Below are 19,167 nucleotides of genomic sequence, written 5' to 3' on the forward strand. Positions count from 1 at the left end.
ACCTCAGGAATGAGGGGTCCTTATTCGACGCCGATCACACCGCTAACGGGGTCCCTTTTCCACGCCGATCCACACCTGAAGACACTGACGCACCGCCTCATAGGGCATGGCGTCCTTACGGACGAACGGCGCCATATAGGTGTCGAACGAGCTGAAGGCCTGGGCGCCCGCCCATTCGTTCTGCAGGGCGCCCAGGAAGTTGACGACCTGGCCGACCGCGCTGGACAGGTGGCGAGGCGGCGCCGACTCGATCTTGTTGGCCACGCCGTTCAGACCTTCCGTGAGCAGGTTTCTGAGCGACCAGCCCGCGCAATAGCCGCTGAGCATGTCCAGATCGTGGATGTGCAGGTCGCCCTCGCGGTGGGCGGCGCCGACGGCGGGCGGATAGAGGTGGGACAGCCAGTAGTTGGCGATCACCTTGCCGGAGACATTCAGGATCAGGCCGCCCAGGGAATAGCCCTGGTTGGCGTTCGCGTTCACCCGCCAGTCCTGCCGGTCCACATATTCGCGAACCGTTTGAACGACGTCGATGGACGGGGCGGCGGGGCGGATGACGGTCAACATATGGTGTATCACTTCTGGTGGATGACTACATGTTGGGTTTTTCCTTGGGGTCGGGTCAATGCGGCGCGGTGCGGCATCGGGCCGCGCGGCGCCGTCCGATAAGCCGAATTCAGATGTCGTCTCCGGGATTGATCGCCATCAAGACGAGGACGGCGACTCCGGCGACGGGCGATGTGACGCGCCGAAACATCGATCAGAGGACAGGGGTTTGCGCCAAGGCAAGGCGCCCGTCGCCGGGCGGCGCCAGAAGGGGGAGCAAGGAGTTCCGCCATGACCACCGATCGCCCCCTTCGCGCTCTTTCAACGCCCGTCCTGTTCAGCTTAGGGCTTCGGCCCTTCTTCCTGTTCGGCGCCCTGTGGGGAGCGATGGCGGCGCCGCTCTGGGTCTATGTTCTGGCGCATGGCGACGGACGGATCGCCGGTCGCGCGGGGATGGACTGGCATATCCATGAGATGCTGTTCGGCTATGTCGGCGCCGTCATCGGCGGTTTTCTTCTGACCGCCGTGCCGAACTGGACCGGTCGCGCGCCACTCGCGGGAACGCCGCTGGCGGTGTTGTTCGGGCTCTGGGCCGTCGGACGTCTGGCCCTGTCGACCCCCGGAGCCGACGCCTTCACCCTGCTGATCCTCGACGGCCTCTATCTGACAGGGCTGAGCCTGGTCGTCTGGCGCGACGTCCTGGCGGCGCGCAACTGGCGCAATCTCGGCGTCGCCCTGGCCGTAACCGGACTGGCCGCCGCCAATCTGGCCTTCCACCTCAGGTCAGGAGAGGCCGGCGGTCTGGACGCCGTGGTGCGCGCCGGTCTAGGCCTGATCGTCATGCTTCTGGTCCTGATCGGCGGCCGTGTGACGCCGAACTTCACCCGCAATTGGCTGGCGCGCCAGGGAAGAGGGCGGCTGCCCGCCCCTGCCTCGCGGTTCGATCTGGGGGTCATGGCGTTTACCCTGACGGCTCTCGTCGCCTGGGTGTGGCGGGCCGACCATCCGGCGGTCGGAGTGGTCCTGGCCTTGGCGGGGCTCTTGAACGGCGTGCGGCTGGCCCGGTGGTGCGGCTGGCGCACCGCCGGCGAGCCGCTGGTCTGGATTCTGCACCTCGGCTACGCCTGGCTCGCCGTCGGCCTGGTCCTGCTGGGGCTGGCCGCCATGGGGGCGAGCTTTGCGCCTTCGGCGGGCGTCCACGCCCTGACGACCGGGGCCATGGGGGTGATGATCCTGGCGGTGATGACCCGGGCCACGCGCGGCCATACGGGACGGCCGCTGGAGGCGGACCGGGCCACGGTGGTCTTGTATGGGCTCGCCAATCTCGCCGCCGTGGTGCGGGTGGCGGGCGGGCTGTGGCCGGAGGTCTATGGCGCGGCCCTGATCGTCGCGGGCGGCCTTTGGGCGGCGTCTTTGCTCGGCTATGCCCTTGTCTACGGGCCGATGTTGCTAGGACCGCGCTTGAGGTGAGGCGCCGCGGCTTGACCGGTGGATCGTTCGGCCTGAACTCAGGCCGTGCGCGGCGCGGCGGAGACGCCTGAGGGGGCCGGCGGCGGAGGCGCGCCGGGCGTCGTGGTCAGGCTTTCGGTCCCCGCCCGTCCGATCGGAAGCGGGCCGGCCTTGACGTGGTTGTCGATGAGCGGCGAGGGGCGGGCCAGGCGCTCGAGCGCGCGAGGGCGCGCCAGATGAATTTCCGGGCCTCGCACCTGAACCCCGTAGTCCGCCAGTTGGGCGAAGGCGCGCGACAGATTCTCGGGCGTCATGCCGAGGAGAGAGGCCAGGACGCGTTTCCCATACGGCAAGACGATATGATGAGGGTCGCCCTGCCGGGCGCTTTGCGCCAGAAGATAGTTGGCCACGCGTTCCAGGCAGCCGCGCAGCTTGTGAGCCTTCACCATACGCACCACGCCGCGGTAGCAGCCGGCCAATTCCTGCACCACGGCGAAACCGAAGGCGGGGTCTTGCCGCGTGGTCCGGCGCAACGCCTCGCCGGACAGCATCAGCACCTCCGACCGCTCCAGGGTCCGTGCGGACATCAAGGCCGGCGCCTCGAGCATCACGGCCGCCAGAATAAAGGTCGAGACGGGGCGCAGAACGGCGAGAACCGCCTCTTTCTCTTTCCAACTCCCCTGGAGCTCCACAGCGCCGTCCAGCAAGACATATAGAAAGTCGACCGGATCGCCCTCCATCAGCAGAGTGGTGCCGGCGGGAAACCGTTGCAGAAAAGCCCCGGCCGTGGCGTCGCGGAAGACGCTCGGGGTCATGTCCGCGAACAGGGGCAGGGTGCGGATGCGGTCAAGGTCTGTCTGACGAATGGACATGACCCACAGGATCACGTCGGACGAGATTTCCGATTGATCCCGATCAAATCGCCTTCAAAGGGGTGAAGACTCCGCCCGTCGGTGTTCAAAGGAGTCCGATTTGCGCAAAGGCAAGGCGGGCGAAGCCGAGACCGGTCATTCTGAGGCGCACGAGATGTTGCGGCGGACCGGACGGCCATGGCCCCACGAGCGGAGAAGACGGGAAAGACCGGGATCCGCGCGGCCGCGTGGGCCCTGTCCCAAGCCGTTCGCCTGGCGGATCGGCTGGAGCCGGTTCATGCGGCCGACGACAACTGGCCCCATGGGCTGGGCGATCTACTCGCCGAATTGCAGGACGGCCTGGACCTTTGTCAGGCGCGCGAGACTGGGCGGTTCGCACAGGATCAGGCCCCGGCCTCTCAGACGCGGCGTCGCGCTGAGATCCTTCGCCGCGCTCGAGCTCTGGGGGCGGTCGAGCGCGCCCTGGAGCAACTCTCGGCGTCCGCCTCCGCACCCGCAGACTGGCTTCGTCTTCAGGCGAGCTGCCGGGTCGTTACGCGCGCTCTGCGCGATTGCTGGGCGTTCGAAAGGCCGAGCGGCGGCTGCGCTTGCGCTGAGGCGGCATGATGGTCGCGCCCCTCGTCCTTCTGGTCGATGACGACCCTGCGGTGGCGCAATCCGTCGCCTTTGCGCTCGAAACCGAAGGCTTCAGGGTCCGACGATATGGCAGCGCCGAGGCGCTGCTCGAGGCCGTGGAAGATCGCGTCGGGGAGGGGGCGGGATTGCGGGCGGCGCGCTGCCTCGTCCTCGACTATCATCTGCCGGGTCTGGACGGGCTGGCGCTTCTGAATCGACTGAGAGCCGCGTCGCTCGCCGGCGGCGCCATACTGATCACCACCCACCCGCGCCGCGGGGTCTGCGAAGACGCCGCCCGCGTCGGCGCGGTCCTGCTTGAGAAGCCCCTGATCGGAGGCGCCCTGCTCGAGGCCGTCAGGGACGCCTGCGGCCTCAGCCGCCTCGCGTCAGAACCGTGACGCGAACCAGCTCGGACAGGCTGCGCACCTGCATCTTGGTCATCACATTGGCCCGGTAGACCTCGACGGTGCGCGGACTGATGCCGAGATCATAGGCGATCACCTTGTTGGCATGGCCGGCGACGAGCCCCTCCAGAACCTCTAGCTCGCGTTGGGACAGCGAAGCGAGGCGCTCGGCGACGAGAGGGTCCCGTGCGGCGGTGCGGGCGCCGTCGGGTTCCGCGAGCGCGCGCTGGAGCGCCTCGATCAAGACGGCGTCGTCGAACGGCTTTTCGATGAAGTCCTGGACGCCGGCGCGCATCGCCTCCACGGCCAAGGCCAGGTCGGCGTGTCCCGTCATCACCACGATCGGAGTGGTCGCGCCGCTCGCGCGCAGACGCCGCGCCAGATCGATACCGCTCATCTCGGGCATGCGCACATCAGTGAGGATGCAGCCCGACAGGGGTTCGCGGCGCGCCGCCTCCAGCAGTTCGAGCGGTGAGGCGTAAAGCCGCGGCTCCAGGTCGTTCGTCGAGATCAGAAAGGCGAGGGAGTCGCGCAGGGCCGCATCGTCATCGACCACGTGCACTGTCGTGTCAGCCTGGATCATCGTCGCCATCGGTGTCGTCTTCATCTGCGGTCTTCAAGGTAAAGGCGAACTGCGCGCCGCCCTCCGGACGCGGGGTCGCCCAGATGCGTCCGCCATGCGCTTCGACGATGGTTCGGCAGATCGACAGACCCACGCCCATTCCCGTTCGCTTGGTGGTCACAAAGGGCTGGAAAAGCATATCCGCCACCGACGGGTCCAGTCCCGATCCCGTATCGGCGACGGTGACGCAGGCCTCGTCGGCGCATCGCGTGAGCGATATGGTCAGATCCCGCCGGGGCTGGTCTTCCATGGCCTCGATGGCGTTGCGGATCAGATTGAGCACGACCTGCTGGATCTGGACACGATCCGCCAACACCAGATCGACGTCGGGCGGGAAATCGAGCGTGACGCGCACGCCATGCTCTTTGGCGCCGACCAGCGCCAGGGCGCCGGCCTCCTCGATCAGCTTGGGCAGGCTTTCGACGCGGCGTTCCACCTCGCCGCGCGCGACGAAGTCGCGCAGCCGGCGAATGATGTCGCCCGCGCGCAAGGCCTGGGCTCCGGCCTTGCGAAGCGCGTCCTTGAGCACCTCGCGCGGCAGTTCCTCACGATCGAGCAGACGCGCCGAGCCGTTGAGATAGTTGGCCATGGCGGTCAGGGGCTGGTTCAGTTCGTGGGCGAGGGCCGAGGCCATTTCGCCCATGGCGGTCAAGCGCGAGATATGGATCAGCTCGGTCTGCAACTCCTGTAGCCGGGTCTCCGTGGCCTGGCGGTCCGTCAGGTCGCGAATAAAGCCGGTGAAGTAGCGTTCCTCGCCGGACTGCATCTCGCCGACCGCCAGTTCGAGGGGAAAGGTCGCCCCATCGCGCCTTTGACCGACCACGACCCGACCCTGGCCGATAATCCGTCTTTCGCCCGTCCGCCGATAGCGCTCGAGATAATCGTCGTGTTGCGCCTTGTAGGGCTCGGGCATCAGCCGTTTGACATTCTCCCCGACGACCTCGCTGGCCGTCCAGCCGAACATCCGCTCGGCCGCCGGGCTGAAGGACCTTATGACGCCCCTTTCGCTGATCACGACCATGGCGTCAGGGACCGTGTCCAGGATGGACTGCAGATGCGCCTCGCGCGCGCGTAGGTGAGCGTTGGCCGCGACGACGCCGCGGCGGCCCCGGTGAAGAAGTTCCCCGCCCACGCTCAAGCCGATTCCGACAGCCAGAAAGACCAGGGCGGTGGCGATGTCGCCGCCGGTCCTTGGCCCAGCCTGCCAGGTGATCAGCAAACCCCCGGCGGCGCCGAGCAAGGCGGCGAGGGCGCCGGCGCCGAATCCGCCCACGGCGGCGGCGGCCGCGACGGCAGGGACGAAGAAGAGAAAAGCGATCCGCTCGCCCAGCATGGGCGCCATCGCCCACCGCGCGGCATAGGCCAGGCCCACTCCGCCCAGAGCGATCGCGGCGCCGACCAGATGCCGGTGCGGTCGCACCCGTTCGGCCCAAAAGAGCGGCGCGCTGATTCGGCTGGTTTTCATCGGCCTCCATCCGCCTGTTCAGGCGAGTCTGGCACGTCCGCCGACGAAGAACCATCCGGGGGGAGGAGGGAGCCTTGTCCTTTGCGCGCGCGCAAAGGCGCCAAGGGCGCCGGTTGCTAAGAGACCGGCGGCGGACGGGACCGGGCCGCCGCCTGCGACGGGAGATTTCGATGACCACGCGACGGGCGCTGCTGACGGCGGCGGCGGGATGGGGGCTCGGCGGCGCGTCCGCCGCGCGCGTCCACCGCGTTCAGATGCTGAACCGCGGGCCGGGCGGAGCCATGGTGTTCGACCCGGCCTTTCTGCGCGCCGAAATCGGAGATCTCGTTCGCTTCGTGCCGACCGATCCCGGGCATAATGCGGAGGTCATCGTCGGGCTCGCGCCGACGGGAACGCCGCCGACGCGCGGCGCAATGGGGGCGGTGTTCGACCTTCGTCTCGAACGACCCGGCCTCTACGGCGTCAAGTGCGCGCCTCATTTCGGCATGGGCATGGTGGCTCTGATCGCCGTTGGCGATGTCCGCGCCAGCCGCTCCGGGTTTGAAGCCGGTGTGGCGCGCCTTCCAGGGCTGGCCCGACGACGCATGATCGAGGCGCTGACGAGACTGGGTTGATCCGAGACGGCAACTCGGGTCTTTCCCCTAGGCGACACACCCGAGTACCGAAATCGGCCTGTCCCCCGTAGCGTCACGGCGTTGAATAAACCCGAGGTCGCCATGTCCGCAGCCCTTCTCGCGATGACCCCCGAGCCGCTCGAGCGTCCGCTCCCGACGCCAGAGCCCGAAGCCATGTGCCCGCTCAACGCCGCCTTCGCCGACAGTCAGGCTCTTCGCACCACCGTCGATCTGGGCGACGACCTGTTTCTCGCCGGCGCGGCCGCCGACTACGCCTATCGCGTGGAGGCGGGCGTCTTGATGAGCTATCGCCTGCTGCGGGACGGTCGTCGCCAAGTCGTGGACTTCCATCTGCCTGGCGAATTTCTCGGGCTTGAGGCGGGCGTGGACTATACGACCGCTGTGCAAGCCATCACGCCGGCCGTCGTCGCCGGGATGCGGCGTCGGCGTCTTTCGGCCTTGGCGGCGACCGATGTCCGCCTGACCGGCGCCCTGTGGGCGGCCTCGGTGAGGGTCTGCCAACGCAGTCAGGATCATGCCGCCATTCTCGCTCGCCAAAGCGCCACCGAACGGGTCGCCGCCTTTCTTCTCGCCTACGCCCGACGAGTCGGATCGCTCGACGACATGATCTTGCCGATGAGCCGCCAGGACATGGCGGACTTCCTGGGTCTGGCGATCCACACCGTCTCGCGCACCCTGACCCAAATGGAAGGCTCCGGCCTGATCTCGGCGCGCTCCAGTCGGCACGTTCGGCTGGTCCGCCGCGACCGGCTTGAAGCCCTTTGTTCCTAATCCGGTCTGTGAAGACCTGAAACGAGAAAGCTGATGAATATGACTGACCTTCTGAGTGATATCGACGTCCATCATGCGCCGCGTTCGGTGTCTGATCGCATCGCCTGGGGTTTTGTGAAGTCGCTCCGCTTCTGCGCGGACACCTTCTTCGCCAAGCGTTACGGCCACCGGGCCGTTGTGCTGGAGACGGTGGCGGCCGTGCCCGGCATGGTCGGAGCCACCCTGACCCACCTGAAAGCCCTGCGGCGCATGAGCGACGACCGCGGCTGGATCCGCACCCTGATGGACGAGGCCGAAAACGAGCGCATGCACCTGATGACCTTCATCGAGGTGTGCCAGCCGACCCTGTTCGAACGTTTCATCGTCATGGCCGTGCAATGGCTGTTCTATCTCTTCTTCTTCGGCCTCTATCTGGTCTCGCCCCGCACCGCCCATCGGGTCGTCGGCTATTTCGAAGAAGAGGCGGTGATCAGCTACACCCATTATCTCGCTGAGATCGACGAAGGGCGTAGCGAGAACGTCCCTGCGCCAAAGATCGCCCGCGACTACTGGGGTCTGCCCGCGTCCGCAACGCTGCGCGACGTGGTTCTGGTGGTGCGCGCCGACGAGGCGCATCACCGTGACGTCAACCATGGCTTCGCCGATGAACTGGCCGGCGGACCGGTCAAGGCCGTGCGGCCGGGTCCTGCGCATGTTCCGCTTCAACCGCATTGGACGGTTGCCTGAGGCGGGGGATCGCGATGCCGACCTCCCTGCCTCAGGCCTGGATGACGCATGCCCGTCGGACCCTGCCACGCTACACCAGCTATCCCACCGCCGTCGCTCTGCGGCCCGGGACGCTCGAAGAGGTCGAGACCTGGTTGATCGCGGATGAGGGGGAGAGCCTCTCGGTCTATGTCCACATCCCCTTCTGCGATCGACTGTGCTGGTACTGCGGCTGCCACACCAGCATTGTCTCGGACTATGAGCGGGTGGCGGCCTTCCAGGCCCAGTTGTTGCGGGAGATCGCGCTCTGGGCCGAACGGCCCGGGGTGCGGCGCGGGGTCGTGCGCCATCTGCATTTCGGCGGCGGCAGCCCCAACATCCTGCGGCCTGCGGATTTCGTCGCCGTCGTGGACCGGCTGAGGTCGATCTTCCGCTTCGCGCCCGACGCGGAGGTGGCGGTCGAACTCGACCCGGCTCGACTGGAGATCGGTTTCATCGCGGGCCTCGCGCAAGCCGGGGTCACGCGGGTAAGCCTTGGGGTTCAGACCTTCGATCCGGCGGTCCAGGCGCGGGTCAATCGACCGCAGCCCTATGCTCAGGTGGCTGAGGCCGTCGAGGAATTGCGGCGCGCAGGGATCGCGGGCGTCAATTTCGATCTGATGTATGGCCTGCCCGGTCAGACGCCGGACAATGTGGCCGAGACGGCGGACCTGGCGGCGGGGCTCGCGCCCGACCGACTCGCCGTCTTCGGCTATGCGCATGTGCCCTGGTTGAAGAAGCACCAGAGCATGATCGCCGAGACCGAACTCGCCGACGCCGCCGGACGTTGGGCCCAAGCCGGGGCGGCCCACGACCGACTGGTCTCGGCCGGTTACGAGGCGATCGGTCTGGACCACTACGCGCGTCCCGACGATCGTCTGTCGCGCGCCCTGGCGCAGGGCGGGCTGCGGCGCAATTTCCAAGGCTATACCGACGATCCCGCGCGGGTGCTCGTGCCGCTGGGGCCGTCGGCCATCGGTCAGTGGCCGACGGGACTGGTGCAAAACGCCGCGGATGCGCGGGTCTGGCGGCAGGCGATCTCCGATGGCCGGCTGCCGGTCGCACGGATACTGCCCCTGACATCCGAGGATCGGCTTCGGGGGGCGGTGATCGAAGCCCTGATGACCGGGCTGTCGGCGGATGTCGATCAGATTTCCCAGAACCACGGGCAGTCTTCCGATCACCTCGACGCCTGTCTGGACCGGCTTCGGGAGGCGGCGGACGCGGGCTTGTGCCGGATCGACGGGCGGCGCGTCTGGATCCCGGACGCGGCGCGGCGGCTGGTTCGCACCGTCGCGGCGGCGTTCGACGCGGCGGGCGAGCCGCCGCAACGCCATGCGCCGGCGGTTTGACGACGCCGGGGCTTGAGGGGCGTCAAGCCATTGAGCGCGAGGGGTCAAGGCGCTCGCGGTCGGGCGGGCCTAAATTCCAGACAAAGGAGACCCCATGCGCCCTCATCCCCTGGCTCGACTGGCCGCGCTCGTCGCCCTAGCGGCGGGGCAGGCCGCAGCCCAGACGCCCGCCGCGGACATCGTCCGTCGCGCCGACGACCTGCCGGCCCCGCTCACGGCCAAATCCCCGCGGACGCATCAGGTGCGGTTGGAGGCGATTGAGCGTGACGGCGCGCTGTCGGACGGACAGACCTATCGCTATTGGACCTTCAACGGTCGTACGCCCGGCCCCTTTTTAAGGGTGCGCGTCGGCGACAGGATCGAACTGACCCTCGCCAACGCCGCCGACAGTCAGATGATGCACAATATCGATCTGCACGCCGTGACCGGGCCGGGAGGCGGGGGCGGGGTCACGCGGGTCTATCCCGGCGAGAGCGCCAGCTTCCGCTTCAAGGCCCTGGCGCCGGGCCTCTATGTCTATCATTGCGCCGAGGCGATGGCGGCCCAGCACATCGCCAACGGCATGTACGGCCTGATCCTGGTGGAGCCCGAAGGCGGACTGCCGCCGGTCGATCATGAATTCTATGTCATGCAGGGCGAAATCTACGCCGAGGCGGACGGCGAGGGCCGTCTGATCGAGGATCTGGATCGGCTTCTGGAGGAGCGGCCGTCGCATTATGCGATGAACGGCGCGGTGCGCGGCCTGACGGGCGAGCGTCGCATGCGGGTGCGGGTGGGCGACACCGCCCGCCTCTATTTCGGGGTCGGCGGTCCCAACAAGACCGCCAGCCTGCATCTGATCGGCGAGATCATGGATCGCGTCTATCCCAACGCCGCCTTGACGGACGCCCCCTTGCACAATGTCCAAACCGTCAGCGTGCCGCCTGGCGGCGCGACCGTCGTCGAGTTCACCTTCCAGGTACCCGGAGACTACGCCCTGGTCGATCACGCCCTGACCCGGGTCGATCTCGGCGCCTTGGCGGTCATCCAAGCCGAAGGTCCGTCGTCGCCCGAGGTGTTCGACGGACGAGACCCGCACGGCCCTCACAGTCACTGATCCCCGATAGGGACGCGTCGAAGCCTTTGCGGAGACAGGAGGGCGGCGGTCAAATCCTCGGCGACGAGCGCCTCTGGCCAGGGGGCGCCGCCCAGCATCGCCGCGGCCGCCTGACCGAGCGCGGGCGCGCACTGGACCCCGGACCCGCCCAAGCCCGCGATCCAGAAATAATCCGCCGCATCGGTCGCCCAGCCCGCCACCGGATCGCGATCGGCCGCGAAGCTCCTCAGGCCCGCCCAGTGCGCCGTCGGCGTCCACTCGGTCCGCCCGGTCAGATCGTTCAGGCTTTCGCAGGCCAGAGCGACGGAGAGGGGATCGGACTGGGCGTCGCAGGGCGGGGACGGCGTCTCCTCGCAGGCGCTCGCCCAGACGGCGTCCCCGGCAGGACGCAGATAGCCCTGTCCGTTCGCCTGTTTGAGGATCGGCCAGGTCCGCACTTCCACGGCAGGCGGGGGCGCGGCTTCGATCAGGGTCCGCCGGTACGACTGCAGCCCCAGGGGCTGAACCCCGGCGAGACGCGCCGTCTCGTCGGCCCAGGGGCCAGCGGCGTTGACCAGGACCGCGCCGGCAAGGGTCCGCTCCGCCGATCGAAGCCGCCAACAGCCCTGACGCCGTTCGATCGTCTCGGCCTCGAAGCCGGTGACGATCGGGCCGTGCCGCAAGACGGCCCGGCGCAAGCGATCGACCAGGCCGGCCAGGTCGATCAGGCCGGCGTCCGTCTCCAGGAAGCCCAGAGCGGTCGCCCCTGCCCGGAGGCCGGGCGCGAGCTTCGCGATCTCGGCGGCGTCGATCCGTCGTCCCCGTCCCCATTGCTGGACGGCGGCGAGATCCGTCTCTTCGGACGCCAGATGGAGGGCCGCGCGCGGCTCCAGCAGATCAGGAGCCAGAAGGCCCCGAGACGCGCGCGCCAGCCTCGAGACGACGGGGCCGCCATAGGTGGGGATGAACATGGCGGCCGCCCGGCCGCTGGCGTGGCGACAGAGCCAGGCCTCGCGCTCGACCAGGCAGAGCCGGCGGTGCGGCGCCAGGGCGGCGGCGACGGCCAGACCCGCAAGGCCCCCGCCCAGGATCAGAAACTCGAATCTGACTTGCATGGCGGCTCCCGTGGCCGGGACAGCCTATCGGCGACGGCGGCCGCAAGGATTGAGGCGGATCAAGCCCCGAAATGACGCCGGGCAGGGCGGCGATTGAGACCGGTTCAGCCCGATCAGACCCGGCTGGGTTAGGAGCCGGGGCATCCGCGACGCAGGACGCCCCATGCCCTTTTATTCCACCAAGACCTATGGCCCCGAGCGCGGCCTGTCGTGCGCCTATCGTCAATGGGACGCCGGAACCGATTGCCAACTGCTGCACGGCTATGCGCTGGGGTTTCGGTTCGTCTTTGCCGCCGAGCAACTCGATCGGCGCGGCTGGGTCGTCGATTTCGGCGACGGCGGTTTCGGCAAGATCCGGCGGTGGCTGCACAAGATGTTCGATCACACCCTTCTGGTGGCGGTCGACGACCCGGCCCGCGACGTATTCGAATCGCTCGCTGCGGCCGGGCTGGCGGACCTGCGCACCGTGCCCAGCACCAGTTGCGAGCGGCTGGCGCAGCATGTCCACGACGCCGCTCAGGAGATTCTTCACGACGCCACCCAGGGACGTTGCTGGCTGAGTTCGGTGGAATGTTTCGAGCACAGTGCGAACAGCGCTCTGTTCGAGGCGCCTGATGCGGTCCAGCGCCAGACGGTCGCGGACGTCCTGCAGGCGGTGCTGCGGGAGATGAAATGAGCCCGCGCCTGAACCGGATTGTCGAAAGCGCGGCGGCGGAAGCGGCTCTGATGGCCCTGCGCGCGATCCCCGAGGCGGTGCTCGGAACGGCCATTCGCCGTCTTCGGCAGCGACGACCGGATGTGTTCGAACGCCTCGGGACGGCCGCGTCCGCGACCGTCGTCCTGGCGCCCACGGACCTGCCGGTCCTGTTTCGACTGACCCCGGACGCCGAGCGTCCTGTTCGCGTGGCGCGCCGGGACGATGATCGCCCCAGCGCGGCCCGGATCAGCGGGCCGCTCGTGCTGTTGCTGGGGGTTCTGGACGGCGGGCTTGACGCCGATGCGGCCTTCTTCTCGCGCGAGATCCGCGTTTCGGGCGACACCGAGACCGTGGTCTCTCTGCACAACACCCTGGAGGCGGCGGCGCTGTCGCCGTCGGATCTGCTCGGCGCGCCCGCCTGGCTGCGCGGCGTCGCCGATGCGGCGGCGCGCGGGGCGCTCTCTTGGGGTCAGGCGCGAAGGACATCATGATGGGGTCCATCGAACTCGTCTGTCCCGCCGGTTCGCCGGCGATGTTGAAAGCGGCCGTCGAGGCCGGCGCTGACAGCGTCTATTGCGGGCTGCGTGACGAAACCAACGCCCGCAATTTCCCCGGACTGAATTTCTCGCCCGAGGAACTGGCCCAGGCTGCGACTTGGGCCCACGCGCGCGGGCGAAAACTCCTCGTGGCGGTCAACACCTTTGCGCGGGCGGGACAAAGCGCCCGGTGGCGCGCCTCCGTCGACGCCGCCGCGACCTCGGGCGCCGATGCAGTGATCCTCGCCGATCTGGGGCTTTTGGCCTATGCGCGGGAGCGATGGCCGGATTTGCGACTGCACTTGTCTGTTCAGGCCGCGGCCGGATCCCCTGAAGCGGTCCGGTTCTACGCCCAGGCCTATGGCGTCCGCCGCATCGTCCTGCCGCGCGTCCTGAGCGTTCAGGAAGTCGCCGCTCTCGTTCGCGAGACAGAAGCCGAAACCGAAGCCTTCGTGTTCGGCGGCCTGTGCGTGATGGCTGAAGGGCGCTGCGCCCTGTCGTCTTACGCCGCCCGCCGCTCCCCCAATCTTTGCGGCGTCTGCTCGCCGCCCGAGGCGGTGTCCTATACCGAAGAGGACGAAGGCCTGGTTTCGAGACTGGGGGGCTTCGCGCTAGACCAGTTCGCCCCGGGCGAGAAGGCCGGATATCCCACCCTGTGCAAGGGACGGTTCGAGGCGCGCGGCCTGCTCTCCTATCTGTTCGAAGACCCCGTCAGTCTGAACGCCATGAGCCTTCTCGCCGGATTGAAGGCGGCGGGGGTCACGGCCGTGAAGATCGAAGGCCGCCAGAGGGGCAAGGCCTATGTCGCCCGTGTGGCCGGGGCCTTCCGCCAAGCGATCGACGCCCTGGATTCGGGCGCCGATCCCGAGGCCTTCGCCCCTCTGCTGACGGACCTCGCCGAAGGCGGGCGGGAGACGGCCGGCGCCTATAGAAAGTTGTGGAGATGACGGCCATGCGGATCGCGCTGGGGCCCTTGCTGTTTCACTGGGCGCCGGATCGGATTGAAGCCTTCTATGCCGAGGTAGCCGACGAGCCGTCGATCGACAGGGTCTATCTGGGCGAGGTGGTCTGCGGCAAACGTTCGCCCCTCACCCAATATGCGCTCGCGGCGGCGGCGGAGACCTTGAGCGCGGCAGGCAAGGACATCGTCTGGTCGGGCCTGGCCCTGCCGGCGACGGTCCGGGATCGCAAGGGACTGGCGGCGCTCGCCGCCCTGCCGGACCTCATTGAGGTCAACGACGTCTCCGGTCTGTCGGAGCGGCGCGACCCCTTCGTCGCCGGACCTTTGTTGAACATCTACAACGAGGGGGCGCTTGGGGAGCTGGCGCGACGCGGCTGTGTGCGCCTGTGTCCCAATGTGGAGCTTTCTCTGGAGGCGATTTCGCATCTTTCGGCGGCGCAGCCACAGGTCGAGATCGAGCTGTTCGCCTTCGGTCGGCTGCCGCTCGCCCTGTCAGGGCGCTGCTACCACGCGCGCAGCCACGGCCTGCACAAGGACGCCTGCCAGTTTGTCTGTGATCGCGATCCCGACGGGATGGATCTGAGGACCCTGGAGGGCCAGCCCTTCCTCGCGGTCAACGGCGTGCAGACCCTGTCTTGGGCGATGCAATGCGTCGATGCGCCGGTCGCCGCCCTGCGTGCCGCCGGCGTCGGAGCGTTGCGCCTGTCGCCCCATTCCGGCGATATGCCGGCCGTCGCGCGGGCGTTTCGCGCCTATGCCGACGGCCTGTGCGATCCCGATGGGCTCCTCCAGCGACTGCAGGAATTGAACCCCTCCGTCGCCTTCGTTAGCGGCTATCTGCACGGTCTCGCCGGTGTCGCCGGGACCCGCTGATCCGGGAACGGCCGGGCTTGACCCGCCCGGCGTGCGCGCAATCCTTGACCGGCTCGATCGTCGGCTGGTGACCCTGCTGGCCCTGCGCCTGAAGGTCGCCGACGCCATGGCCGCGTTCAAGTCGCCCGGGACGGTGCGCGATCCCGCCCGTATCGCGGCGGTGATCGATCATGTCCGTCAGCTGGCCGAGACGGTCGATCTGTCGCCGGACTTGGTCGAGGCTCTATGGCGGCAATTGATGCAAGCCAGCGCCGTCCGCCAGGCGCGGCTTGTGGCCTTGCACCGAAAAGCCGGCGACGCCGCCGCCGGCCTTCCTGTGCATCAGAACAGCCAGCCATGACTGCCGGCGACCGCCCCGAACACCGTCGTCAAGGCCAGGACCAGCAGCACCATATGGGCGGCGTGCAGCAGGCGGAACGCCTGATCCGGCGCGCGCTTGGCCCAGGCCGGAAAGAAGCGGTGGAGCAGAAAGGGCTCCACCACAAACAGCAGCAGGACAAACACGGCCCAGACGCACACCATGGCGTGCATCCACCAGAAGCGTAGGTCGCTGAATCGGTCCCACAGCGCCATCCGCTCAACGAGATAGACGCCCGACAGGCCGACAAGCGCTACGGCCGTGCGCGCCTGCCAGATGAAGCGACGCTCGAAGGCTTCGAAAGCCGCCAGGCGGTCGGCGCCGAGAAGCCCCCTGCGAATGGCGGGAAGCGCAACGGTGGTGGCCATCGATACGCCGCCGATCCAGATCACCACGCCCAGCACGTGAATCACGCGCGCGAGAGCCAGGTCGTCCATGGGAGTTTGTCCTTGTTCTGATCGTCAAGCTCGGTCGGGCGCGCCTCTGGTCAAGGCGCTTCTCTGGAGGGGTCAGGGGCAATGGACCCGTCGCGCAGGGGCGTGATCTGGAGCAGCACATCGTCCTGGCGCGCAGCGGCCCAGTGTTCGCCCCCGACCACAGGCAGCAAGATCAGGCTGCCGGGACCAAACACCCGCTCCGCCGCCGGATCGACGATCCCGCCGTCGCCCCAGGACAGATGGCCGGACACGACCGTGATGAGCCGCAGTCCCCCTTCGCCGCCGTGCGGCGGCAGAAGTTGACCTTTTTCGATCCAAAGGAGCATGACGGCGGGACGGCCCTGAGCGTCGAGGGCGACGAGGGTGCGGCGTGCGCCGGCGACATCCGAAGACGGCAGGCGATCCACGTCCAGCCGCCGGGCCTGGGCGGCGGCGGAAAGGGGCAGGGCGGCCGATGCGACGGCGGCGAAGGCGAACAAAGACAAGCGCTTCATGATAGGGTCTTTCTTGCGAGGTTAGAATTTGAGGCTCACGCCCGCGCCGAAGGCGCGACCGTCGCCGGGAAGGAAAACCGCCTGATCGGCGCGCGCCTGGTCGACGACGAGGGTGGAGGCGGCGTAGGTTTCGTCGAACAGGTTCAGGCCTTCGGCGAAGACGACCAGGCCGTCGCGGATCTCGCGCTCAGCCCGCAGGTCGAAGACGGCGTAAGGGTCGCTGTAGAGGGTGTTGAGGTTGTCGATCGGCGTTTTTTCCGGAACCCAGCGCACCCCGCCTTGCAGCAGCCAACCCGGCCCAGGCCGCCAGTCCAGACCGGCCTGGACCCAATGCGGCGGCGTGCCGGCCAGATGATTGTCGCCGCGCAGAGGATCGTCGTGGAAGCGGAAGTCCTGCCAGGTATAGGCGAGGCGTCCGGTCAGGTCCGGCGTCATCCGTAAGCTCAGTCCCAGCTCCAGCCCCAGGTGACGGGTGCGAGGCGCATTGACCGCGCCCAATGACACGCCGGTTTCGTCGCGCAGGCTGAGGAGCTCGTTGCGCACCCAGGCGTGATAGGCGACGGCGTCCCAGGTCCAGGCGCCGGCTCGAGCGCGCCAGCCCATTTCTACGGTCGTCGCTCGCTGCGCCTTGAGCGCGGGGGTGGCGAAGACGGCTGCGGCCTGATTGGGCGCGGCGGGATTGGGGCGTCCCGGACTGCTGTTGGGCGTGCCGTTGACGGTGGCGAACAGATCATCGTGCGTCGGCGGTTCGAAGGTCTGATTGGCCGAGACGAAGACGGTTTGCCGGTGGTCCGGCCGCCAGGTCAGGCCGAGGGCCGGGCTCCAACCCTCGTAGGTTCGTTCATAGCTGGACCCGACCGTTGGGACGGCGCCGAACGGCAGAGCCAGGCCGGGATTGGCGGGACTATAGGCCGCCGTCGGCCGCGTGGACGGCGCGTAGCGGTCCTGGTTGTCGCGCGTGGCGCGCGACCAGGCCGCCGAAGGCGACAGGGTGAGCGTCCGTCCGAGCGGGAGGTTGAAGCCGCCGTTCAGGGACAGGGTGTCCGCCTTCAGTCGATTGCGGCCGAACTGCGCGCCTCGGCGTCCTGAGAGATTGAGATAATAGTCGCGGTCGGCGGTTCCGGTCACCCATTGCAGCGTGCCCTCGAACAAGGGGATGGCGCGCGCGGGATCGGGCGCATATGCGTAACGGGCGACGACGGTGGCGTCGTCGCCGCGGGTGTCGCGCACGCCCGCCGAGATCGGAAACCGGAACATGTCGTCGGTCTGGGCATAACCCAAGGCGACGTCGATCAGATGGGCGTCCATCACGCCCGTGGCCCGAACCCCCGCATGGAATTGCGTGGCTTCGCGACGGGGCTGGTCGCGCACCACATTGGGGCCTGGATTGACGGCGCCCGTCGGCGTCACGGTCGGGCCGGTGAAGACGCTGCGCGAGCCGCTGTCGAGCAGGGCGCGGGTCAAGGGACCGGCGACGTCGAAGCCGAGGTCGGCGTAGCTGGCGAAGGCGCGCACTGTCACCCGATCCGACAGTCTCACGCCGAAGTTGGCGCCCACAGCCGATCGACTCGAGCCGTTATAAGTCCGGGAACCGTCCCGCTCGGTGTGGTCAACGCGCAGCAGAGCGTCGATCGTGTCGTGGACATAACCGGCCGAGGCGCCCGTCCCGATCTGGCCGAAGTCGCCGGCGGAGGCCTTGAGGCGCAGCCCGGGCGCGCTTCGTCCCGTCGGAGAGATGAGGTTCAAGGCGCCGCCGAGCACCGTCGCGCCGAGCCGGTTCGCGGCGTGACCGCGAAAGATCTCGATCGACTGGGCCTCGGCGGGGTTGGCGAAACCGACGATATAGGAGCCGTCGGCGCGATTGACCGGCAGGCCGTTGCGCAGCATCAGCACCCCGCGCTCGACGGGGTTCTGCTGCAGGCCGGATCCGCGAATCTGGATGCGGGGCTGATCGTTTCCGCCGAAGAAGTCCTGCACGACAACGCCCGGCGCGAAGGCGAGGGCGCGTGAAATCGTCAGATTGGCGCTTTGCGGCAGGTCATCCGCCTCGATCAGCCCTGTTGCGCCGGCCGTGGCGTTCAAGCGTTCGGCGGCCGAGGCGCGGCGGCCGATGACGACCACATCTTCCACAAAGCCCGGCGTGGCGGACTGCGCCTGGGCGGGCGCGGTGACAAGGCCCGGAGCGAAGCCGAGCGCGAGAGCGCTGCAGGTCAGAGCGAGACGAGCGACGCCGTGCGGTAAGAACGGCTGGGAGAGCGGAACGGGGAGGGGCACGGCGGGTCTCGATTTGCTAATGCGACCCGTTTTCATCTAAAGCATGCCGAACGGCGCTTTATTGCGCCAGCGCAAACTGCGGCGAGAAGTCCGCCCGATCCGGTGTCGATCCGGGCCCGCAGGAGAGGAACAGGCCCATGTCCGACCCCGTCCGGAGCGAGACCATCGCCGGTTTGGATCTGTTCCGGGGCGCCGCTTCGGCGACGTGCGCCGATCTCGCCGAGACTGTCCGGGTCGATCATCATCGAGCCGGAGCCTATGTCGGCGAACAGGGCGCGAAGGTGGAGCGGGCCTATGCGCTGAGCCGCGGCAGCGCCCGTCTGATCCAGACCGGCGCCGACGGCGGGCAGGCGCTGATCCGATTTCTGGGACCCGGCGACATGTTCGCAACGGCCGCGCTCTTTGCGCAAGGGCGCTTTCCGGCGGACATTGTGGCTCTGGAGGCGGTCGTGGTTCTGAGTTGGCCCCGCGAGGTGCTGTTCCGCATTATGGAACGCGACCCCGTGGTTGCGGTGAACGTCATTCGTATTCTGGGGACGCGCTTGGCGCAATTGCAGGAGCGGATAAGGGAGAAGTCCTTCTTGCGTGCTGACCAGCGCATCGCCCTGGCCCTTCTGCGGCTTCTGGACCCGTCCGGTCGTCCTCAAGACGCCGCCGCCATCACGATCCCGCTGCGCCGCCAGGACGTCGCCGAGTTCGCCGGTACGACCCTGTATACGGCGAGCCGCATCATCGCCGGATGGGAAAAGTCCCGTTGGCTAAAGACGACAGGACGCCGTCTCATGGTGCTGGATCCCGCCGCGCTGAGACGCCTCGCCGAGGACGGCGTGAACGGGTCCAGCGCCGCAACGCACGCTGCGGCGAGCCGATAGCCG

General features: G+C 68.2%; 21 protein-coding genes. 13 read left to right on the forward strand and 8 right to left on the reverse strand.

Annotated features, from left to right (window positions below):
* Positions 1-42: 42 nt before the first annotated feature.
* Positions 43-564 (reverse strand): anaerobic ribonucleoside-triphosphate reductase, encoded by a 522-nt coding sequence (gene nrdD, locus AC1RSI_RS14135; RefSeq protein WP_447941467.1) that lies wholly within the window; start codon positions 562-564, stop codon positions 43-45.
* Between the two features lie 270 nt (positions 565-834).
* Between nrdD and AC1RSI_RS14140 the strand changes: the two genes are divergently transcribed.
* A complete protein-coding gene (locus AC1RSI_RS14140; protein WP_154725574.1) occupies positions 835-2,013 on the forward strand; it encodes an NnrS family protein in 1,179 nt (392 codons plus the stop codon).
* Positions 2,014-2,051: 38 nt separating this feature from the next.
* On the opposite strand, the gene ftrB is transcribed toward AC1RSI_RS14140, so the two are convergent.
* On the reverse strand, positions 2,052-2,879 hold the full coding sequence (ftrB, locus tag AC1RSI_RS14145) for a transcriptional activator FtrB (protein WP_008259927.1): 828 nt from the start codon (positions 2,877-2,879) through the stop codon (positions 2,052-2,054).
* 587 nt (positions 2,880-3,466) lie between these two features.
* On the opposite strand from ftrB, the gene AC1RSI_RS14150 reads away from it, so the two are divergent.
* The gene (locus AC1RSI_RS14150) at positions 3,467-3,877 is read left to right on the forward strand and encodes a response regulator transcription factor (protein ID WP_008262946.1); all 411 of its coding nucleotides are present in this window, start codon (positions 3,467-3,469) and stop codon (positions 3,875-3,877) included.
* Here the strand turns inward: AC1RSI_RS14150 and fixJ are convergent.
* Positions 3,852-4,475, reverse strand: a complete 624-nt coding sequence (gene fixJ / locus AC1RSI_RS14155; RefSeq protein WP_230307531.1) for a response regulator FixJ — start codon at positions 4,473-4,475, stop codon at positions 3,852-3,854. The genes AC1RSI_RS14150 and fixJ overlap by 26 nt on opposite strands.
* A complete protein-coding gene (locus AC1RSI_RS14160) occupies positions 4,453-5,970 on the reverse strand; it encodes a PAS domain-containing sensor histidine kinase (RefSeq protein WP_008258641.1) in 1,518 nt (505 codons plus the stop codon). The genes fixJ and AC1RSI_RS14160 overlap by 23 nt, the downstream gene beginning before the upstream one ends.
* 170 nt (positions 5,971-6,140) lie before the next feature.
* Between AC1RSI_RS14160 and AC1RSI_RS14165 the strand changes: the two genes are divergently transcribed.
* From AC1RSI_RS14165 to nirK, 5 genes are all read left to right on the forward strand, one after another.
* The gene (locus AC1RSI_RS14165; protein WP_154725575.1) at positions 6,141-6,584 is read left to right on the forward strand and encodes a pseudoazurin; all 444 of its coding nucleotides are present in this window, start codon (positions 6,141-6,143) and stop codon (positions 6,582-6,584) included.
* Positions 6,585-6,686: 102 nt separating this feature from the next.
* A complete protein-coding gene (locus tag AC1RSI_RS14170; protein WP_154725576.1) occupies positions 6,687-7,376 on the forward strand; it encodes a helix-turn-helix domain-containing protein in 690 nt (229 codons plus the stop codon).
* 39 nt (positions 7,377-7,415) lie between these two features.
* Entirely contained in the window at positions 7,416-8,102 is a 687-nt protein-coding gene (locus tag AC1RSI_RS14175; RefSeq protein WP_154725596.1) for an alternative oxidase, read from the forward strand.
* 14 nt (positions 8,103-8,116) lie between these two features.
* Positions 8,117-9,472 carry an oxygen-independent coproporphyrinogen III oxidase gene (hemN, locus tag AC1RSI_RS14180; RefSeq protein ID WP_154725577.1) on the forward strand — a complete coding sequence of 452 codons (1,356 nt, stop codon included), beginning with the start codon at positions 8,117-8,119 and terminating at the stop codon, positions 9,470-9,472.
* 94 nt (positions 9,473-9,566) lie between these two features.
* Positions 9,567-10,568 carry a copper-containing nitrite reductase gene (gene nirK / locus AC1RSI_RS14185; RefSeq protein WP_154725578.1) on the forward strand — a complete coding sequence of 334 codons (1,002 nt, stop codon included), beginning with the start codon at positions 9,567-9,569 and terminating at the stop codon, positions 10,566-10,568.
* On the opposite strand, the gene AC1RSI_RS14190 is transcribed toward nirK, so the two are convergent.
* Complete coding sequence (locus AC1RSI_RS14190) at positions 10,562-11,662, reverse strand: NAD(P)/FAD-dependent oxidoreductase (protein WP_154725579.1); 1,101 nt, start codon at positions 11,660-11,662, stop codon at positions 10,562-10,564. The two genes, nirK and AC1RSI_RS14190, sit on opposite strands and share 7 nt — an antisense overlap.
* A 163-nt stretch (positions 11,663-11,825) precedes the next feature.
* On the opposite strand from AC1RSI_RS14190, the gene AC1RSI_RS14195 reads away from it, so the two are divergent.
* The 5 genes from AC1RSI_RS14195 to AC1RSI_RS14215 are packed head-to-tail and all read left to right on the forward strand — an operon-like array spanning position 11,826 to position 15,069.
* A complete protein-coding gene (locus AC1RSI_RS14195) occupies positions 11,826-12,338 on the forward strand; it encodes a 6-pyruvoyl trahydropterin synthase family protein (RefSeq protein ID WP_040349654.1) in 513 nt (170 codons plus the stop codon).
* Entirely contained in the window at positions 12,335-12,850 is a 516-nt protein-coding gene (gene ubiT, locus AC1RSI_RS14200) for a ubiquinone anaerobic biosynthesis accessory factor UbiT (protein ID WP_008262680.1), read from the forward strand. The genes AC1RSI_RS14195 and ubiT overlap by 4 nt, the downstream gene beginning before the upstream one ends.
* Positions 12,847-13,842 carry a ubiquinone anaerobic biosynthesis protein UbiU gene (gene ubiU, locus AC1RSI_RS14205; RefSeq protein ID WP_040349652.1) on the forward strand — a complete coding sequence of 332 codons (996 nt, stop codon included), beginning with the start codon at positions 12,847-12,849 and terminating at the stop codon, positions 13,840-13,842. Before ubiT ends, ubiU begins: the two co-directional genes overlap by 4 nt.
* Positions 13,843-13,847: 5 nt before the next feature.
* Positions 13,848-14,729, forward strand: coding sequence for a ubiquinone anaerobic biosynthesis protein UbiV (gene ubiV / locus AC1RSI_RS14210; protein WP_230307532.1), 882 nt, complete (start codon positions 13,848-13,850; stop codon positions 14,727-14,729).
* Positions 14,730-14,760: 31 nt separating this feature from the next.
* Positions 14,761-15,069, forward strand: a complete 309-nt coding sequence (locus AC1RSI_RS14215; protein ID WP_196066329.1) for a chorismate mutase — start codon at positions 14,761-14,763, stop codon at positions 15,067-15,069.
* Here the strand turns inward: AC1RSI_RS14215 and AC1RSI_RS14220 are convergent.
* The 3 genes from AC1RSI_RS14220 to AC1RSI_RS14230 are packed head-to-tail and all read right to left on the reverse strand — an operon-like array spanning position 15,051 to position 18,292.
* The gene (locus AC1RSI_RS14220) at positions 15,051-15,524 is read right to left on the reverse strand and encodes a membrane protein (RefSeq protein ID WP_008259168.1); all 474 of its coding nucleotides are present in this window, start codon (positions 15,522-15,524) and stop codon (positions 15,051-15,053) included. The two genes, AC1RSI_RS14215 and AC1RSI_RS14220, sit on opposite strands and share 19 nt — an antisense overlap.
* Positions 15,525-15,574: 50 nt before the next feature.
* A complete protein-coding gene (locus AC1RSI_RS14225) occupies positions 15,575-16,018 on the reverse strand; it encodes a cupin domain-containing protein (RefSeq protein ID WP_008263475.1) in 444 nt (147 codons plus the stop codon).
* A 21-nt stretch (positions 16,019-16,039) separates the two neighbouring features.
* The gene (locus AC1RSI_RS14230) at positions 16,040-18,292 is read right to left on the reverse strand and encodes a TonB-dependent receptor family protein (protein ID WP_198004288.1); all 2,253 of its coding nucleotides are present in this window, start codon (positions 18,290-18,292) and stop codon (positions 16,040-16,042) included.
* 137 nt (positions 18,293-18,429) lie between these two features.
* Between AC1RSI_RS14230 and AC1RSI_RS14235 the strand changes: the two genes are divergently transcribed.
* Positions 18,430-19,164: a Crp/Fnr family transcriptional regulator gene (locus AC1RSI_RS14235; RefSeq protein ID WP_008260628.1), complete on the forward strand. Its 735-nt coding sequence runs from the start codon at positions 18,430-18,432 to the stop codon at positions 19,162-19,164.
* The last annotated feature ends 3 nt before the right edge of the window (positions 19,165-19,167 follow it).

Source organism: Brevundimonas sp. GW821-FHT10E09, assembly GCF_058809375.1.

Coding starts and splice junctions, on each gene's coding strand:
- nrdD (WP_447941467.1), bottom strand. CDS start 564: ATGTTGACCGTCATCCGCCCCGCCGCCCCGTCCATCGACGTCGTTCAA.
- AC1RSI_RS14140 (WP_154725574.1), top strand. CDS start 835: ATGACCACCGATCGCCCCCTTCGCGCTCTTTCAACGCCCGTCCTGTTC.
- AC1RSI_RS14150 (WP_008262946.1), top strand. CDS start 3,467: ATGATGGTCGCGCCCCTCGTCCTTCTGGTCGATGACGACCCTGCGGTG.
- fixJ (WP_230307531.1), bottom strand. CDS start 4,475: ATGGCGACGATGATCCAGGCTGACACGACAGTGCACGTGGTCGATGAC.
- AC1RSI_RS14160 (WP_008258641.1), bottom strand. CDS start 5,970: ATGAAAACCAGCCGAATCAGCGCGCCGCTCTTTTGGGCCGAACGGGTG.
- AC1RSI_RS14165 (WP_154725575.1), top strand. CDS start 6,141: ATGACCACGCGACGGGCGCTGCTGACGGCGGCGGCGGGATGGGGGCTC.
- AC1RSI_RS14170 (WP_154725576.1), top strand. CDS start 6,687: ATGTCCGCAGCCCTTCTCGCGATGACCCCCGAGCCGCTCGAGCGTCCG.
- AC1RSI_RS14175 (WP_154725596.1), top strand. CDS start 7,416: ATGACTGACCTTCTGAGTGATATCGACGTCCATCATGCGCCGCGTTCG.
- hemN (WP_154725577.1), top strand. CDS start 8,117: ATGCCGACCTCCCTGCCTCAGGCCTGGATGACGCATGCCCGTCGGACC.
- nirK (WP_154725578.1), top strand. CDS start 9,567: ATGCGCCCTCATCCCCTGGCTCGACTGGCCGCGCTCGTCGCCCTAGCG.
- AC1RSI_RS14190 (WP_154725579.1), bottom strand. CDS start 11,662: ATGCAAGTCAGATTCGAGTTTCTGATCCTGGGCGGGGGCCTTGCGGGT.
- AC1RSI_RS14195 (WP_040349654.1), top strand. CDS start 11,826: ATGCCCTTTTATTCCACCAAGACCTATGGCCCCGAGCGCGGCCTGTCG.
- ubiT (WP_008262680.1), top strand. CDS start 12,335: ATGAGCCCGCGCCTGAACCGGATTGTCGAAAGCGCGGCGGCGGAAGCG.
- ubiU (WP_040349652.1), top strand. CDS start 12,847: ATGATGGGGTCCATCGAACTCGTCTGTCCCGCCGGTTCGCCGGCGATG.
- ubiV (WP_230307532.1), top strand. CDS start 13,848: ATGCGGATCGCGCTGGGGCCCTTGCTGTTTCACTGGGCGCCGGATCGG.
- AC1RSI_RS14220 (WP_008259168.1), bottom strand. CDS start 15,524: ATGGACGACCTGGCTCTCGCGCGCGTGATTCACGTGCTGGGCGTGGTG.
- AC1RSI_RS14225 (WP_008263475.1), bottom strand. CDS start 16,018: ATGAAGCGCTTGTCTTTGTTCGCCTTCGCCGCCGTCGCATCGGCCGCC.
- AC1RSI_RS14235 (WP_008260628.1), top strand. CDS start 18,430: ATGTCCGACCCCGTCCGGAGCGAGACCATCGCCGGTTTGGATCTGTTC.